We start from the raw sequence: 17,530 nt of genomic DNA, 5'->3' as shown, positions 1-17,530 counted from the left end.
CTCAGAGCACGTCGCCGAGGACGGCGACGATCACCGGCACCAGGCCGGCGAGAATGAAGGCCGGCAGGAAGCAGAGCCCCAGGGGCAGTACGACGAGCACCCCGGCCCGGCGGGCGGACGCCTCCGCCGCGGTGGCCCGGTCGGCCCGCAGGTCGTCGGCGAGCCGGGTCAGCGCCCCGGCCAGCGCGGCTCCGCTGTGCGAGGAGCGCAACGCCGCCGCGGTCAGCCGCTCCGCGCCCGACACCGGCCCGAGTTGCGACCATGCCTCCTCGGGACCACCACCGAGCAGCAGCGTGCGACCAACCCGCCCCAGCCGCTGCGCGAGGGGACCGTCGAGCGCCTCGGCAACCGCCAGCACCGAACGGTCGACCGGCGCGCCCGCCCGCATCGCGGCGGCCAGCAGATCGGCGGCGAGGGGCAGGTCGGCGGCCTCCCGCAGCCGGCGCTTCCGGACGGCGGGCGGCTCGATCCGGCGCAACGCCCGGTCGAGCAGGATCGCCGTGGGCGCTGCCGCGAGCAGCCCCGGCCAGCCGCCGACGACCACGGCGACCGCCACGCCGCCCAGTCCCGCCGCGAGCCGGACCGCATCCGGCCGCCGGCCCGCCCGGCGCTGACCTTCTCCGTCGGTTGTGTCGGCGGGCAGGCCGGCGGCCGGCTGCCGCGGACCGGGCGGCGGGGAGTTCAGTTCGCGCAGCCGGTGCCGTGGGCGACGCCCCACCCCGGCCGTCGCGGCGAGCAGGGCCGCCGCGACCAGGCAGCCGGCCGCCAGGACCGTCCGGGACATCAGCCGGCCCGCCCCGGCGTCCCGCCGAGCCGCTCGGTCCAGAGCAGCCCGGCGACCTGGAGCACGATCGCGGCAACGGCACAGGTGCCGCCGATCGGGGTGTGCAGCAGTACGGCGACCGGATCCACGCCGATGCCGTAGCCGAGGCCGACGCCGCCGAGGGGCAGCGCGGCCAGCAGCCACGCGGTCGCCCGCGCCCCGGCTGCCTGCGCCGCCGCCGCGGCCAGGCCACGGTCGGTCGAGCGGGCGTCGGCCTCGATCCGCTCCACCAGCTCGGCCAACGGCGCGCCGGTCCGGTCCGCGAGGCGTACGGCGGCGAGCGCCAGCCGCAGGAGACGGTCCGGCTCGCTCGGCTCCTCGCCGGCGCGGGGACGCCGCCGGCCCGGCCCGTCACGCCGCGACTCGGCCCCTGCTGGCTCGACCACGGGCTCGCAGGAGCCCGGGCCGCTCGCCGCGTCGACGGTCGACGTCGGCTCCGAGCCCACGGCCGACCAGCCCGGTGCGTGCGGGACCGGTGGGAACGAAACCCGCTCGGCGCCGTCGATCACCGGCCAACCGGCCGGACCGTTGGCAGGCGGGCCGGCATCCGCGACGGGCAGTACCTCCCCCGCCAGTGCCGAGGCAGAGCTGCCACCCGCGCCGGTGCGCAACGGTGCCCGTCCCGGGCCGGTGTTCGTCACCGGCTGACATGGTGCGGGCGGGGCCGCACGGTCTCGTCCCGCCGCCCTCCCGACGCGCACGGCCGCTCGGCCCGCCACGCGGGTGCTCCTCGGGTGGCTTGCCGCGCCGGTCCCCGTCTGGTCCGGGCCGGCGCTCGCCCAGACCGGAGCGTCAGAGGTCTGACCGGTGGCGGTCAGCCCCAGGCGCTCGGCGGCCACCAGGACCGGCAGCCCCGCGCGCAGGTCGGCGGCGAGGCCGCAGAGCTGGTCCAGGCGCTTGCGGCGGAGCCGGTCCGCCTGGCGCGCCGCCTGCCGCCGGACCAGGGCGCGGGCGCCCAACCACCCGTACCCGGCGAGGGCCACCCCGGCCACCGGACCGCCGAGCAGCACGCCCAACCCGGCACCGATCAGCGCGGCCAGGAGCAGCGCGCGCCTCGGCGCGGCGACGACCACCGCTTCGACGCGATGCCATCCGGCACCGAGGTGCCGGGACGGATTGGTGGATGCCTCCGGCCGCCGTTCCACCGCTGTGGCGGTCGGCGGTTCGACCGGTCCGGCCGGCCGGCGGGGATCCCGGCGACCGGGCGGACGTGGTGAGCCGATCGGACGCGCGGCCGCCGGCGGAGGCCCGGCGGCCGGCCTGGACTGCGCCGCGAGCGCGCCGGCCGGGCGGGCCAGCGCCGTTCGCCGCGCCACATGCCGGGCAGGCAACGCCGGCAGCTGACGGCGCACCGGAGTATCGTCATCGACCCCGCCGGCCGGGCCACGCAGCTCCGCCACCCAGTCCAGCAACGGATCGTCCGGCCTCGCCGTTGTCGGGCGATCCGGGCTGATCGGAACACGGCGGCCGAGCCGGGAACGTCGGAGCAGCCCGGCCAGCAGCACGGAGCCCGTGGCCAGCAGCGCCACCAGCGGCCAGTAGCCGGCGCTCATGCCGGTCCCGCCGATCCGGGCCAGGGCTCGCAGAGGATCGGCGGCAGCGCGACGCCGCGCTCTCGCAGCAGCGCCCCGAGCGGTCGGGCGGCCAGGCCGAGCCCGCGTCCGCGTACCCAGGCGGGAACGACGGTGACCAGCCGTTCCGGGCCCTCGGGGAGCAGCAGGCAGATCGACTCCAGCACCCGCTGACCGGACCTGCGCCGGACCTGGAGCACCACCTGGAGCGCGGCGGCCACCTGAGCGTGCAGCGCGGCGCGGGGCAGACCGCCGAGCAGGCCGAGCGCTTCCAGCCGGGCCGGTACGTCCGACGGCGCGTTGGCGTGCAGCGTTCCGGCGCCGCCGTCATGGCCGGTGTTCAGGGCGGCGAGGAGGTCCACCACCTCCGCGCCCCGGCACTCACCGACCACCAGCCGGTCCGGTCGCATCCGCAGCGCCTGCCGGACCAGGTCGGTCAGCCCCACCGCTCCGGAGCCCTCCACGTTGGCCGTCCGAGCCTGGAGCCCCACCACGTGCGGGTGCACCGGGTGCAGCTCGGCGGCGTCCTCCACCAGCACGATCCGTTCAGTCGCGGGCACCAGCCCGAGCAGCGTGTTCAACAGGGTGGTCTTCCCCGACCCGGTGCCCCCGGTGACCAGGTAGGCCAGCCGGGCCTCGACGACGGCGGCGAGCACCGGCGCCACCGGCCGCGGCACGGTGCCCTGGCGCACCAGTTCGTCGAGGGTGAACGGCCGCTGCCGGAAGGTCCGCAACGACAGGTACGGCCCGTCGGTCGCCACCGGTGGCAGCACGGCGTGCAGCCGGGTGCCGTCGGCGAGCCGGGCGTCCGCGTACGGGGAACCGTCGTCCAGCCGGCGGCTGGCACCGGCGGTGAGCCGCTGGGCGAGCCGGCGTACGTCGTCGACCGAGCCCACCGGCACCGCTACCTGGTGCAGGCCCTGCCCCCGGTCGACCCAGACCCGGGTGCCGTTGACCAGCACGTCGGTCACCTCCGGGTCGGCCAGCAGCGGTGCGAGCGGACCTGCGCCGACCAGGTCGTCGCGCACCCGGTCGGCCATCCGCAGCACCGCGTTGTCGCCGAGGACGGCGGCGCCCGGCTCGGCCCGGACCGCGGAGACGATCGCCGCCGGGGTGACCGGGGCGGCCGTGGCCGCGATCCGCTGCCGGACCCGGGTGGCGAGGCTGTCGCCGTCGGCCGGCCCGGTCATGCCGCACCCGGCACGGGCACGCCGGTCACGTCGGCGACGATCCGCTGGCAGAGCGCGGCCAGCGGGCCACGGCCGCTGGCCGCCGGCGCCTCGCCCCGTTCGAGCCCTCGGCAGAGTCCCGGCTCCGGGCGCAGCGTGCCGGCCAGCGGCAGACCGAGTGCCCGGGCCACCTCGGCCGCCCGGAGTCGACCCGGCGCCGGCCCCCGGACGATCACCGACAGGTCGGTGCAGTGCGCGGCGGCGGCGGACACCACGCGGGCCGCGGCCGCGGTGGCCCGCAGTTCGGCGGGCACCACGACGAACACCTGGTCGGCCGACTGGAGCGCGGTCACCGCCGCGTCGTCCAGGTGGCGGGGAAGGTCGACGACCACGAAGTCGCGGCCACGCCGGGCGGCGTCCACGGTGGCCGCCATCGCCGGCACGGGAATGGTCAGCAGATCCCCCCGGTCCCAGGAGAGCACCACCAGGTCGCCCCGGCTGGGCAACGACCGCACCAGCACCGGAGCGTCGACCCGGCCGTCCGCGTCGGTGAGCGCCGGCCAGCGCAGTCCCTCCAGCTGCTCCCAACCGAGGACCAGGTCGAGCCCGCCGCCGAGCGGGTCGGCGTCCACCAGCAGGGTGCGCAGCCGGGCCCGGGCGGCGGTGATCGCCAGCCCGCCGGCGAGGATGCTCGCGCCGGCCCCGCCGCGCCCGCCCAGCACCGCGATGACCCGCGCCTCGCCGTTGCCGGCCCGATCGGGACCGCACTCGGCGAACCGGTCGACCAGCCACGGCTCGGCGGCGGGCAGGGTGGCGACGTGCTCGGCGCCGATCAGTTCGGCGACCTGCCAACCAGGGTCGAGCTCGCCGGACCGGCCCACCAGGACCAGCCGGGGCCGCTGCGGCAGCCGCGCCCGCAGGCAGGGTTGTGCCTGGTCGCAGCCGACCAGCACCAGCGGCGCGGGGAGCCAGCGGGTCCGGGCGGCGACCGGGTCGGCGGCGAGTTCCACCTCGACGTCGCCCGCGGCGGCGAGCCGGAGCAGGTCGTCGAGGAGTTCACCGTCCGAGGTGACGACCAGCGGCAGGCGCCGCTGCGTTGAGACGGAGGTACGGGGTGGCATCGCGGCCTCCAACGGTCGGCGGGGTTGCTGTCCGCAGACCCTGCTCCCGTTCCACCCCCGCTCACCGCCCCCGCACCGCCGCCTGTGGACGACGGGACGCCCTGTGGACAACGCCCACCGCACCAGTCGATCTGCTATGAAGCCGTTGCCGGACGCGGACGCCGCCGGCGTCACCGGGTCACGCCCGGCCCGGACGACCAACGCTTTCCGGCTCAGCTCAGCCGGACGGCGGCCGTCCCCCCAGGCGTGAGCGGCACGAGGCGATCGGCGATGCCTGCCCGCGTGAACGCCGCCGCGACAGCGGCCGGCTCCTCGCCGAAGTGGTCCCACCCTTCCTGATGAACCACCATCACCGGGCAGTCACCGAGCCGCCCCGCCACCGCAACCAGGTCCGCCGCGGTGAACGACAGCCCCGCCTCGCCGAACGCCGGCAGTCGGGCCGCGCCGCCGTGCAGGACGGCCAGGCCGACCGGGACCGCTGGAACGTCGTCCACCGCCACGGTGTCGCCCGAGACGTAGATCGACTCACGGGCGCCGGCCGGCTGGACCAGGAAGCCCGTCACCGGGCCCAGCACGGACGACAGCCGGGGCGGCCCGTGCTGGGCGGAGACGCCGGTCACCGTGACGCTCCCCCCGGCTCCCCGCACCACACACCGATCGCCCGACGACAGCCCGACCGCCGTACCACCCAGCCGGGCGGCCGCCGCCGGCGTGGTGAGCACCATCGGTACCGTTCGCAGGAATTCGCGGCCGGCGCCGTCCAGGTTGTCCGGATGCTGATCATGGCTGAGCAGCACCGCGTCGACGTGACCCAACGCCTCCGCGGCGAGTGCCGGGCCCGCCACCTTCTCCAACCTCACCGGTCCCAACGGGTAGCTGGATCCGGCCGGGTCGAACGTCGGATCGGTGAGCAGGCGTACCCCGCCCACCTCGATCAGCACCGTCGGTCCCCCGATCAACACCACCCTGCTGTCCATGTCACCGGCTCCTGTCTCCTTGGTCGCTGTCGGCCGGCGGCATACTCGCGCAGCGGTGTTGGTTTCTTTCAAGTAACCGGAGGAGCCGGGATGCACTGGATGTCGCCGGACCTCGTCGCCGGTGCGTGTCCGTTGTCGAGGACACTCGACATCATCGGCGGCAAGTGGAACGCCATGATCATTCGAGAGCTGCTCGGCGGGCCACGGCGGTTCTCGCAGATCCGTGCGGGAGTCGGTCCGATCAGCGCGAAGACGCTCACCGAACGGCTGCGAACCCTGCGGGACTACGACATCCTCGACAGGACCACCGCCGGCGAACACGTCAGCTACGCGCTGACGCGGCGCGGACAGTCCCTGCGGCCCGTGCTGCTGGAACTGTGGCGGTGGGGACTCGCCGACCAGGAAAGCTGGGGCGAAGACGCCGACCAGCCCGGTCGTTGAATCGCTGCCCTCGCCATCCCGGATGCCGTCGACCCGGCCGGCTACGGGAACCCGGCCGCCGCTCTGCTGCCGTCGACCGGAACGGTCTCGGACGGCTGCCCGATCGGGGATGGAACCCGCCCATGCCTGGCTTCGGCGGTCGCCGCCAGATCACCGCCGCGTGCTACTGCCTGGGAGCGACCCTGATCCAGCCTTCTGCGCCGAAGGGGCAAGGATCGCGGAAGTCCGGCAGGCGGCTGCCGAACCGCCAGACAATGCGGGAGTCAGACCGCGGTTCTCCCCAGGGGCGGCGGGCGGGCTGATCGACACGTGGTCGGGAAGGAGAAGCCTTCGGATGAGCACGATGCACGCCGTAAGAGCCCACACCAGGGGCGGGCCGGAGCAACTCGTGTACGAGGAGGCGCCGCTGCCCGAGCCGGGGCCGGGTGAGGTGTTGGTGGCCGTGAAGGCCGCTTCCATGACACCCCATGAGCTCACCTGGCCGGAAACGTGGACGCACAGCTCGGACGGGACCGGACCCGAGCGCACCCCGATCATCCCGTCGCACGAGTTCTCCGGAGTCGTCGCGGCGTCCGGCGCGGGGGTGGAGAGCCCCGCCGAGGGGGAGGCCGTCTACGGCTTGATCCCGTTCACCCGCGATGGCGCGGCCGCCGAGTACGTCGCCCTGCCCGCTGCCGTCCTGGCGGCCAAACCCGCCACCGTTGACCACGACCACGCCGCGGCGCTCCCACTCGCGGCCTTGAGTGCCTGGCAGGCACTGGTGGACCACGCCGATCTGCAGGCCGGCCAGCACGTGCTGGTGCAGGGCGGCGCTGGCGGCGTAGGGATCTACGTGGTGCAGCTCGCGGCCGGTCTCGGTGCGCGCGTGAGCGCAACGGCGGCGGCGGCCGACCTGGAGTTCGTCAAGGGTCTGGGTGCCGAGCAGGTCATCGACTACGCGCAGGAACGCTTCGAGGATCACGTCAGCGACGTGGACGTGGTCGTTGATCTTGTCGGAGGAGCGACGCAGTCGCGGTCCTGGTCGGTCCTGAAACCGGGCGGTGTGCTGGTCACCCTCGCCACGCCTCCCGACCAGCAGGAAGCAGACCGGCATGGCGTTCGTGGGGTGTACTTCATCGTCGAGCCCGACCAGAATGCGTTGCGTTCCATCGCCGAGTTCGTCGACAGCGGCCGGTTGAGGCCGGTGTTGGACCGCGTGCTGCCCCTCACTGAGACGCGCTCCGGTTACGAGGCACTCGAGACGGCCAAACGCCGCGGCAAGATCGTCATCCACGTCGCCGACTAGGCACTGCCGTCGGTGCCGCTGTTCCGGCGGGAACGGAAGCAACTCGGCGTCGATTCGCGTCCAGGTCGCCCGCAGGTCGTCCAGTAGTTGCGGGTGGTGGTCGGCGATGTCCGCCTGCTCCCGGCCGTCGACCGTCACGTCGTACAGCAGGTGGAAGGGACCGGGGCGGCGCGGCCGGTTGCCCAGCAGCACGGACCGGTCCCGGCGGTCGAACAGGTACTTGTACCGGCCGCAGGGCAACGCCCCCTGGTTGGAGGTGCGCCAGAACAGATCGTGCTCGGGGAAGCCGGCACCGTCGACAAGCCACGGCAACAGGTTCACCCCGTCCAGCGGGTACCGCTGGTCCGGGGCCGTCCCGCCCGCGTCGATGAGCGTCGCGGTCAGATCCAGGGTGTGGACCGGCTCGTCGGTGACCTGGCCGCCGGCCACGGCGGCCGGCCAGCGCAGGATCAGCGGCCTTCCTGCTCGCTCTGCCGTTCACCGCCGGGTTCCCGCGCGCGACCCCGTTCCAGCGCGACGCGTACCTTGTTGCGCTGTTGTCCGCCGCCGCCGCGACCGCGACCGATCATCGCGCCGGTCGCGTTGCACTCGGCACTGTTCCGCCGGGGCCGCAAGTCCGAGCTGGTCCGGTACGCGCACCGGGTGTCCAGCGGCGCGCTGGGCTTCATGCTGATCGCCATGGCCAGCGCAGTTCTGCTGATCACCGACTACGTGCTCTCGCGGGGCGTCGCGCTGCTCCTGTCCGCCATCACCACGCTGGTCTTCCTGCTGCTCTGGGTGGGCCTGCCGCTCACCCGACGCGACTGGGGACGGGCGAGTGACCGAACCCGCGCGTGGCGGGAGGCGCTTCCACGATTGAGACACGCCTACGCCGCCTGGCTGGCCATCGACAACGTCCCCATCACCCTGGTGCGGCGGGCGCTGGGGCACGAGCAGGCGTCGTCGAATCGTTTATACGCACAGTCCGCCTGGCCCTGCCGCTCAGCTGGTGGCAGCCCGCGTCGACGAGCAGGTGCCAGGCCTCGTCGGTTGACGTTCCGGACCGACCCGCATCGAGGCTCGCGCTGCGTCCTTGCTGCCTCGGCCGCGCCGTGCCGACGTCGGCCTCTGGCTCGTAGGCGCCGGCCACGTCGGCATCGAGTAACTCGCCACCCAACTCCCCCCACAGCCAGCTATGGTCGATCACGTTGGGCGGGACGCCGTCCCCGTCGACGGGCACAAGTCACGAGTAAGGACCGGCCGTCGACCGGACCTCCAACGCACGGCATGTCGACGTTCTCCCACATCCACCGATCATCAGACGGCTGTCCTGATGACCAGGCGATTTCGACGGTTTCCGCCGCGCGGTGGCTGCCCCCGCCCCCGTCATCGTTGATTCCTGGATCCAGCCGCAAACCGCCAGGCCGGCCGGTAATTTGATCCCATGGCAGCGCCGACCAAGAGCCTTTTCGTCGTCCAAGATCTCGAGGACCCCAGCAAGACGAGGGGTCTCGCGGACAGCGATCTCAATGCGTTGCGCGCCGTCGCAGACTGGATCAAGACCTTCGTTGCCATGCCCAACAATGATCTCGGCCGTCCCGGTCCGGTATGCCCCTTCGTGGGCAGGGCGATGGAGCGCAACACGCTTTGGCTGGCTCCAGAGCGGATCGCCGACCGCGGCGTGGCGGAGGTCGTCCAGCTCGTGAACGACCACAGCGGAAGGCTCCTGCGCGCTGAACCCGTGCAAGGTGATGACATAGCCTTCAAAGCGATCGTCGTCGTTTTCACGGACGTGTCGGCGGACCGTGCCAACGACATTCTGAGCGACGCTCAGATGGCACAGTTGCTGAAACCCTCTTACGCCAAAGACGGTGTGGTGATAGGGGAATTCCACGAACGAAACGAGCTGACGTCGGTTCACAGCTCGGCACTCCGACCGTTCAGGTCGCCCGTGCCGTTCGTGCTGCTGCGGCACGCCGACATCACCGACTGGAAGCTCTACCTAAACGACGAAGACTGGCTCGGCCTGTGGGCGCGCCGTTTTCCCGAGTCCGCGGTCCCCGCTCTGGCCGAGGAACTACGCCGCACCAACTGGCAGCATCTCGAACCGTGACGCGGCGGCGCGCTGGGTGCCCAGCCGCAGTGTGCTGTAGGTCAAGGAGGCGGAATCGGGCCTTTTGGCGCAATCCATAGGCCGCTGTCCGTCGTTCGATGGCTCTGCTGTGGGTGGGTGCCGTTGCGATGGGGTTGCTGGTCGTCCCGTGTGGCGGGGCGCTGCTCATCGAGCGTGCGGGGATGGTCGACGGCGCCGTCCTCGCTCCCTGGGGTTGGGCGGCCCAGGTAATCGGTATGTTCCTCGCCCTGCCCGCTGTAGTACTGGCGCTCTGGCTGCAACGACCGGCCCGCACCGGTAGCGCGCCGTCTGGCCCGACCGGGACGGTGTCGAGTGGTCGGCCGAATTCACCACCGAGCGGGAGGGCGATCGCCTACGTGGCGACCAAGGCCGTCGGCGGGATGCGGTTCCACGATCTGAGACACGCCTGCACCACCTGGCTGGTCACCGACGGCGTTCCGATCTACCTGGCGCAGCGGGTCATGGGGCACGCGCAGGCGTCAACGACGCTCAATCGTTACACAATCAGCCCGGACGACTACGCCGCCCGCATCCTGGCCGCCGTCGACAGCTCTGCCGCCCCCTGCTGCCTTTGACGACGGAAATACCCTCGGACGTTACCCCTGATCGGCGGTGGAGACGGCCTGTGACCTGCAGCGCAGCAACACCCGGAAAGGGACGACCCCCGTCGGGGGGAGACGGGGGTCGTCGTGAGGTTCGGCTCCGGGGGGTCGAGCCGAACCCACTCAGCGGTCACGGGGGGTGCAACCGCCGAGGGTCTGGGTGTTGTCCGAGATATGAGTTCTCGTCGTGCCGACAAGTCTGCCTGAGCGGACCTGCTCACGTCGAGTGGTGTCGCCTCCACTCCCTGCGAAATCCTGTTCGCAGAGTGTGACCGCCGTCACGATGCGCGGAGGTGGTGGGGCCGGCCCGTGGGTCTGAGGGGGCTTCGGAACCCCGGGCACCCGCCGACCATAGACCATCGGGCTAGACTTTCGCGCCGTGGGCCGAAGTGCCGCTTTTTTCGATCTGGACAAGACCGTCATCGCCAAGTCGAGCGCCCTGGCGTTCGGACGGCCGTTCTACCGGGACGGCCTGATCACCCGGCGTGACGTGGTCAAGTCGGCGTACGCGCAGCTGATGTTCCGGCTGGGCGGCACCGACGAGCAGACCATGGCTCGGACCAGGGACTACCTCGCCACGCTCTGCAAGGGCTGGCCGGTGGAGCAGGTCCGCCAGATCGTCGCGGAGACACTGCACGAGCTGATCAACCCGTACGTGTACGCCGAGGCCGCCGCCCTCATCGAGGAGCACCAGGCGGCCGGCCGGGACGTCGTGCTGGTCTCCGCCTCCGGTGAGGAGATGGTCCGCCCGATCGGGGCGCTGCTCGGGGTCACCGACGTGATCGCCACCCGGATGGGCGTGGTGGACGGCCGCTACAGCGGCGAGGTGGAGTTCTACGCCGCTGGGCCGAGCAAGGTCGACGCGGTCAGCGAGCTGGCCACCGCGCGCGGCTACGACCTCGCCGACTCGTACGCCTACTCCGACTCGTACAGCGACCGTCCGCTGCTGGAGTGCGTGGGCCACCCGACGGCGGTCAACCCGGACCGGCAGCTGCGCAAGCTGGCGACGGAGAACTCCTGGCCGGTGCTGGAGTTCCGGCACCCGATCCCGCTGGGCCGGCGGCTGCGCGAGCGCCCCGCCGTGCCGGTCGCCGCGGCGGCCCTCGGCGTCGGCGTCGGGGTGGCCATCGGCATCGCCTGGTACGGCCGCCACCGCCGCACCCGCGCCGCACCGGCCGCCTGATCGAGGCGCCCGCGGCACGGCGGCACAGGGCGGCGGAGGCCGCCCAGGCGGCGACAGGCCCCGTCAGCCAGCGGCGACAGCTCGCTCAGGCGGCGGCGAGGATCTCGTCGCCGATGGCGGTGAGCTGGTCCGCGCCGACCTCGACCGCCGTCATGTAGTGCCGCAGCCAGGAGCGCAGGCCGTCCGGGGTGCCGGTGGCGAAGGCGCCGGCCGAGCCGACGTACTCGGGTTCCCGCTCGTGGTGGCCCACGTCGACGGCGAGGAGGCCACGCGGGTCGAGGCCGCTGGAGAGCAGCACCAGCCGGGCGGCTCCCCGGGCGACCAGCCCGGACGGTCCGGCGAACGGGCGCAGGTTCAGCAGCTCACCGTGTACGACGGCGGCCAGCACCAGCGGGGAGACCTTGGTGCCACCGGCGGCCAGCCCGGCCAGCCCGTCCAGCCGGGTGGCCACCACCGGGTCGGCCACCGGGCGGCCCAGCTCGGCCTCGGCGACCACGTCCCGGGCGGCGAGGACGTGCAGCTTGGCCAGCGCCTGTCGGGGCGCCTTCGGCCACAGCTCGCTCAGCCCGGGCAGCGCCCCGGCCACCCGCAGCGCCCCCTGCAGCACCGGCTCGGTGACCGTGCCGGCCCGGACGGCCTCCCGGTCGTGGGCGTACCCCTCGAGGGCCGCGCTGGCCACCGCGGAGCGGAGGCTGACCTCGGCCGCGACCTGGCCGCCGTGCCGGCGCAGCGCGCGGTGCCGCAGCGCCTGGTCGAAGCGCTCGCGGGCCCGCTCGACGGCGGGGGCGATGTCGGCGAGCTCCAGCAGCGGGGCGAGCGGGTCGGTGGTCACCCCGTCACGCTAGCGACCCGGCCGCGCGTCGCGGGCCGCACCCGACCCGAACGCGATCCCGGCCACCGCCGACCCGGCCTCGATCGAACCGGCACCCGCAGCGGCGGGGCCGGCACCGCGCCGTCCGGCGCGCGTCGCGGGCCGCTCGGCGCGATCCGGCCGATGACCGGTCGCCGCCGCCCCACGGCGCCGACTAACCTCTCCTCCAACGAGACGCAGGTCACCCGAGCGACGAGGGAGCACGGCATGAGCGAGGCATTGGCCAATCTGTTGAACGAGACGCGCCAGTTCCCGCCGCCGGCCGAACTCGCCGCCGACGCCAACGTCAAGGCGGACGCGTACGCCGAGGCGGAGGCCGACCGGCTGGCGTTCTGGGAGCGCCAGGCCGGGCGGCTGACCTGGGCGAAGCAGTGGGACCAGGTGCTGGACTGGTCGAACCCGCCGTTCGCGAAGTGGTTCGTCGGCGGCCAGCTCAACGTGGCGTACAACTGTCTGGACCGGCACGTCGAGGCGGGCCTGGGCGACAAGGTCGCCATCCACTGGGAGGGCGAGCCGGGCGACACCCGGACCATCACGTACGCCGAGCTGCACCGGCTCACCTGCCAGGCGGCGAACGCGCTGACCGACCTCGGCGTCACGGCCGGCGACCGGGTGGCGATCTACCTGCCGATGGTCCCGGAGGCCGCGGTCGCGATGCTGGCCTGCGCCCGGATCGGCGCCACGCACAGCGTGGTCTTCGGCGGCTTCTCGGCCGACGCGCTGACCAACCGGATCCAGGACGCCACCGCCAAGGTGGTCATCACCGCCGACGGCGGCTTCCGGCGGGGCAAGCCGTCGGCGCTGAAGCCCACCGTGGACGAGGCGGTGGCCAAGTGCCCGTCGGTGGAGCACGTGCTGGTGGTCCGCCGCACCGGTGAGGACGTGGCCTGGTCCGAGAAGGACCACTGGTGGCACGAGACGGTGGAGACGGCCTCGCCGGAGCACACCGCCCAGCCGTTCGACGCCGAGCACCCGCTGTTCATCCTCTACACCAGCGGCACCACGGCCCGCCCGAAGGGCATCCTGCACACCACCGGTGGCTACCTGACCCAGACGTCGTACACCACGCACGCGGTGTTCGACCTGAAGCCGGAAACCGACGTCTACTGGTGCACCGCCGACATCGGCTGGGTGACCGGCCACTCCTACATCGTCTACGGCCCGCTCTCCAACGGCGCCACCCAGGTGATGTACGAGGGCACCCCGGACACCCCGCACAAGGGCCGGTTCTGGGAGATCGTCGACAAGTACAAGGTCACCATCCTCTACACCGCGCCGACGCTGATCCGCACGATGATGAAGTGGGGCGAGGACATCCCCGCCGGCTACGACCTGTCGTCGCTGCGGCTGCTCGGCAGCGTCGGCGAGCCGATCAACCCGGAGGCGTGGATCTGGTACCGGCAGCACGTCGGCCGGGGCGAGCTGCCCGTCGTGGACACCTGGTGGCAGACCGAGACCGGCGCCATCATGATCTCCCCGCTGCCCGGGGTGACCGCCGCGAAGCCGGGCAGCGCGATGACCCCGCTGCCGGGCATCGTCGCCGACGTGGTGGACGACCAGGGCCAGTCGGTGCCCAACGGTGGCGGCGGGTACCTGGTGCTGCGCGAACCGTGGCCGTCCATGCTGCGCACCATCTGGGGCGACGACGACCGGTTCATCGAGACCTACTGGTCGCGCTTCGGCGCAGGCGCCGGAGGCGTCGAGTCTGGGCGGGAGGCGGGGGCCGAAGGCTCCCGCGGGTGGGTGTACTTCGCCGGGGACGGGGCGAAGAAGGACGACGACGGGCACATCTGGCTGCTCGGCCGGGTCGACGACGTGATGCTGGTGTCCGGCCACAACATCTCCACCACCGAGGTGGAGTCGGCGCTGGTCTCGCACCCGTCGGTGGCCGAGGCGGCGGTGGTCGGCGCGACCGACCCGACCACCGGGCAGGCGATCGTCGCGTTCGCCATCCCGCGCGGCAGCACCGACACCGCCGGCGACGCCGGCGAGCAGCTCATCGCCGACCTGCGCAACCACGTGGCGAAGACGCTCGGCCCGATCGCCAAGCCGCGACAGATCATGCTGGTGCCCGAACTGCCGAAGACCCGCTCCGGCAAGATCATGCGGCGGCTGCTCCGGGACGTCGCCGAGCACCGGTCGCTGGGCGACGTCACCACGCTCCAGGACTCCTCGGTGATGGAGCTGATCGCCTCCGGCATGAGCGGCGGCAAGTCCGACGAGGACTGACGACAGGCGTACGCCCATCGAGGGTGGCGGTCCGGACGGACCGCCACCCTCGGTCATTTCTTACGGGTACGAACCGGACCGTCCCACCAGCGTCACATCGGTCGGTCGGTGGAGTGCGGAGAAGCTGAACGGACACAGGCGACGGTCGCCCCCTGTCGTTCGGAACCGTTCTGATTTAGGTTCACGCACGTCGGACGGTTTCGATAGGCATCACTGTCAGTGAGGCCGGCCGACTTCCTCCTCCCATGCCCGAGAAATGGAGCGGCATGAACAGAAGATCGCAAGCCGGGCCGCGTCGGCGCCTACTCGTCGCGCTGCCCGCCATCGCCCTCGCGGCCACGTCACTGACCGTGACGGGTAGCGCGGCAGCCGAGACGTCCACCGCGCCGAAGGCGGTGATCGGAGCCGACGAGTTCTACATCAACTATGCCGAGCCGGAGGTGCAGCCGGACACCGCCGGCCGCGAGGTCAAGGGCAAGGAAGGCATCTACACCTCGGCAGCCGACGAGGCACGGGCGTTCGACCGCAAGTACGCCCGGGGCAACCCGGTCGCGGCCAAAGAGCTGGCCCGGCTGGAGGCCAAGTCGATCAAGTCCGGGAAGAGCCCCCGCAAGATCAAGCAGGCGCCGAGCACCCAGACGGCGAAGCTGCTGACCCTGCTGGTGGAGTTCAACGACCAGGCCAACGACGACTTCACCGACGTCATGGTCCCGCGGACCGTGTTCGAGGACCGGACCTGCGTTCCGGGCACCGTGCAGAACGGCCCGAAGCACAACAACATCCCGAACCCGGCGACCCTGCCGCACAAGGACAACAACTCGTTCTGGGTGCCGGACTTCTCGCCCGCGCACTTCGACAAGATGCTCTACACCAAGACCGGCATCACCGAGCGGGTCCGCAAGGACCTGAAGGGTCCGGACGGCAAGCCCGGCATCGACCTGCGTGGCCGCACCATGCACAACATGTACCTGGAGATGTCCAAGGGTGCGTACACGGTGGACGGGCAGGCCAGCCCGTGGATCACCGTGCCGCACTCGGAGGGCTGGTACGCGGCGTCGCGCTGCTTCCAGGACGAGAACGGCAACTGGGTCGCCGGGCGCCAGCAGGCGATGAACGGCCACCCGGACAACCCGCAGGGCGCGGGCCGGCTGGCCACCGACGCGATCGACGCGCTGGCCGCGATGGACCCGGACTTCCCGTGGGCCGACTACGACATCGAGGACCAGGGTGACCGGGACGGCGACGGCAACGTCTTCGAGCCGGACGGCGTGATCGACCACCTGGTGCTGGTGCACGCCGGCCAGGGCAAGTCGCGCGGCGGCGGCGCCGAGGGCATCTACGCGGTCTGGGCGCACTCCTCCTCGATCGCGGGCGGCTACACCATCCCCGGCACCAGCCTGCAGGTGTCGAACTACATCGTGCAGCCGGAGGACGCCGGGGTCGGCGTCTTCGCCCACGAGTACGGCCACGACCTGGGCCTGCCGGACCTCTACGACACCTCCGGCAACGCCGACTCGGACGTGGACTTCTGGGACCTGATGGCCTCGGGTTCGCACTCCGGCGAGGTCTTCCAGGCGCTGCCGACGCACATGGGTCTGTGGGACAAGTGGGTGCTCGGCTGGGCGGATCCGCTCACCCTGGCCCCCGGGGCGGACCCGCGCGCCGTCAAGCTCGGGCAGACCTCGCGCACCCCGGTCGGCACCCAGGACGGCATCAAGATCGACCTGCCGGACAAGGTGATCACCCTGGCCACGCCGCACAGCGGCGCGAACATGTGGTACACCGGCGCTGACCAGGACTGGGCGGACGTCAAGATCGCCCGTCAGGTGGCGGTGCCGGCGGCGGCCGACGCGAAGTTCTGGATGTGGAACAACTTCGTCATCGAGGCCGACTGGGACTACGGCTTCGTCGAGATCTCGACCGACGGCGGCACCACCTGGGCCGAGCAGAAGGTCTACGACTCGACCGGCAAGCTGGTCACCACCGACGACGGCTACGCCGACCCGAACGGCCGGATGGTCGACTTCGGCAACAAGAAGTACGGCCTGACCGGTGACACCCACGGCTGGCGGCACGACTACGTCGACCTGTCGGCGTACGCCGGGCAGAACATCCAGCTGCGGCTGCGCTACGCCACCGACGAGGCGTTCGTGGAGCGGGGCTGGTTCGCCGACGACTTCTCGGTCACCGGCGGTGGCGCCACCACCTGGAGCGACGACGTCGAGAGCGGCACCAACGGCTGGACCGCGACCGGCGGCACCTTCGTGGACACCAGCGGCCCGGGTTGGCGGATCGACAGCGGCACCTCGGTGCAGGCGCACTACTACCTGGCCGAGTGGCGCAACTTCGACGGCTTCGACAAGGGCCTGAAGTACACCTACGACACGGTCTACTCGCGCGACGCGTGGAAGGTCGACCGGGTCTCGTACAACGCGCCGGGCATGCTGGTCTGGTACCGGGACACCGCGCTGGGCGACGTCAACCACGTCACCGCGCAGTTGACCGCGCTGCCCAGCTACGGCGCCAAGGGCGGCCTGCTGATCGTCGACTCGCACTTCGACCCGTTCCGGCGGACGGGCGAGGCGGCGGTCAAGGACCCGTCGGTGCTGGACAACCTGCCCAGCCGTCCGCAGTCGGCGAACGCGGCGTTCTCGCTGAAGCCGACGTACCCCTTCAAGGAGTGCCTGGAGGCGGCGGACGAGCCGTACAGCGAGTACTGCACGACGTTCGGGTCGCAGCCGCCGGTGAAGGGCTTCACCGACGCCAAGGGCTGGTACCCGGGCATCGAGATCCGCGACGGTGCGGCGTACGCCCGGGACAGCGACGCCTCGGTGGTGCTGCCGTCGCGGGACAGCACGCAGTACACCACCCGGGTGACCCACCCGGACGGCACGCCGGCGCCGGAGTACTACGGCCAGACCCTGGGCGGCGGTGCCATCGTCCTGGGCACCGGCAACCCCGGTGACCTGGGCGTGAACTACGGCGTCTCGATCGTCATCAAGAAGGCCGCGAAGGACAACTCGTACGCCATCGTGTACGTCACGCCGGCGGGGAGCTGACCCGAACGGTCCCGGCCGACGGGGCACCAGGAGGCCCGTCCGGAGCGCATGCTCCGGGCGGGCCTCCGCTCGTTCGGGCCGATGGC

General features: G+C 72.5%; 14 protein-coding genes and 1 pseudogene. 9 read left to right on the top strand and 6 right to left on the bottom strand.

What is annotated here, in order from left to right; all coding sequences use genetic code 11:
* Position 1: 1 nt before the first annotated feature.
* The 5 genes from GA0070609_RS30955 to GA0070609_RS30935 all read right to left on the bottom strand — a co-directional run bounded on the left by GA0070609_RS30955 (position 2) and on the right by GA0070609_RS30935 (position 5,661).
* Positions 2-784 carry a type II secretion system F family protein gene (locus GA0070609_RS30955; RefSeq protein ID WP_088997059.1) on the bottom strand — a complete coding sequence of 261 codons (783 nt, stop codon included), beginning with the start codon at positions 782-784 and terminating at the stop codon, positions 2-4.
* Positions 784-1,896 (bottom strand): type II secretion system F family protein, encoded by a 1,113-nt coding sequence (locus tag GA0070609_RS35110; RefSeq protein ID WP_331716893.1) that lies wholly within the window; start codon positions 1,894-1,896, stop codon positions 784-786. The genes GA0070609_RS30955 and GA0070609_RS35110 overlap by 1 nt, the downstream gene beginning before the upstream one ends.
* Positions 1,897-2,372: 476 nt before the next feature.
* Positions 2,373-3,584 (bottom strand): TadA family conjugal transfer-associated ATPase, encoded by a 1,212-nt coding sequence (locus GA0070609_RS30945; protein ID WP_088997058.1) that lies wholly within the window; start codon positions 3,582-3,584, stop codon positions 2,373-2,375.
* Complete coding sequence (ssd, locus tag GA0070609_RS30940) at positions 3,581-4,684, bottom strand: septum site-determining protein Ssd (protein WP_088998069.1); 1,104 nt, start codon at positions 4,682-4,684, stop codon at positions 3,581-3,583. The genes GA0070609_RS30945 and ssd overlap by 4 nt, the downstream gene beginning before the upstream one ends.
* Positions 4,685-4,896: 212 nt before the next feature.
* Entirely contained in the window at positions 4,897-5,661 is a 765-nt protein-coding gene (locus tag GA0070609_RS30935; protein WP_088997057.1) for an MBL fold metallo-hydrolase, read from the bottom strand.
* Between the two features lie 90 nt (positions 5,662-5,751).
* On the opposite strand from GA0070609_RS30935, the gene GA0070609_RS30930 reads away from it, so the two are divergent.
* The 7 genes and pseudogenes from GA0070609_RS30930 to GA0070609_RS30895 all read left to right on the top strand — a co-directional run bounded on the left by GA0070609_RS30930 (position 5,752) and on the right by GA0070609_RS30895 (position 11,285).
* Complete coding sequence (locus GA0070609_RS30930) at positions 5,752-6,102, top strand: winged helix-turn-helix transcriptional regulator (protein ID WP_088997056.1); 351 nt, start codon at positions 5,752-5,754, stop codon at positions 6,100-6,102.
* Positions 6,103-6,436: 334 nt separating this feature from the next.
* On the top strand, positions 6,437-7,387 hold the full coding sequence (locus tag GA0070609_RS30925) for an NADP-dependent oxidoreductase (protein WP_197700200.1): 951 nt from the start codon (positions 6,437-6,439) through the stop codon (positions 7,385-7,387).
* 461 nt (positions 7,388-7,848) lie between these two features.
* A pseudogene (locus GA0070609_RS35105) lies at positions 7,849-7,896 on the top strand (hypothetical protein); the annotation flags it as partial.
* 16 nt (positions 7,897-7,912) lie between these two features.
* A complete protein-coding gene (locus tag GA0070609_RS35100) occupies positions 7,913-8,806 on the top strand; it encodes a DUF6328 family protein (protein WP_331716945.1) in 894 nt (297 codons plus the stop codon).
* Between the two features lie 4 nt (positions 8,807-8,810).
* Complete coding sequence (locus GA0070609_RS30905) at positions 8,811-9,479, top strand: DUF6875 domain-containing protein (RefSeq protein ID WP_088997053.1); 669 nt, start codon at positions 8,811-8,813, stop codon at positions 9,477-9,479.
* A 98-nt stretch (positions 9,480-9,577) separates the two neighbouring features.
* Entirely contained in the window at positions 9,578-10,075 is a 498-nt protein-coding gene (locus GA0070609_RS34680) for a tyrosine-type recombinase/integrase (RefSeq protein ID WP_231928466.1), read from the top strand.
* 406 nt (positions 10,076-10,481) lie between these two features.
* Entirely contained in the window at positions 10,482-11,285 is an 804-nt protein-coding gene (locus GA0070609_RS30895) for an HAD family hydrolase (RefSeq protein ID WP_088997052.1), read from the top strand.
* A gap of 85 nt (positions 11,286-11,370) precedes the next feature.
* Here GA0070609_RS30895 and GA0070609_RS30890 read toward each other — a convergent pair whose 3' ends face one another.
* The gene (locus tag GA0070609_RS30890) at positions 11,371-12,117 is read right to left on the bottom strand and encodes a Fic family protein (protein ID WP_088997051.1); all 747 of its coding nucleotides are present in this window, start codon (positions 12,115-12,117) and stop codon (positions 11,371-11,373) included.
* Positions 12,118-12,363: 246 nt separating this feature from the next.
* On the opposite strand from GA0070609_RS30890, the gene acs reads away from it, so the two are divergent.
* Together acs and GA0070609_RS30880 are read left to right on the top strand one after the other, a co-directional pair.
* Complete coding sequence (acs, locus tag GA0070609_RS30885; protein ID WP_088998067.1) at positions 12,364-14,385, top strand: acetate--CoA ligase; 2,022 nt, start codon at positions 12,364-12,366, stop codon at positions 14,383-14,385.
* 266 nt (positions 14,386-14,651) lie between these two features.
* Positions 14,652-17,444 (top strand): immune inhibitor A domain-containing protein, encoded by a 2,793-nt coding sequence (locus tag GA0070609_RS30880; protein WP_088997050.1) that lies wholly within the window; start codon positions 14,652-14,654, stop codon positions 17,442-17,444.
* The last annotated feature ends 86 nt before the right edge of the window (positions 17,445-17,530 follow it).

The sequence above is a fragment of the Micromonospora echinaurantiaca genome (assembly GCF_900090235.1).
Classification (GTDB): domain Bacteria; phylum Actinomycetota; class Actinomycetes; order Mycobacteriales; family Micromonosporaceae; genus Micromonospora; species Micromonospora echinaurantiaca.
This window is presented reverse-complemented; position numbering and strand designations above follow the sequence as displayed.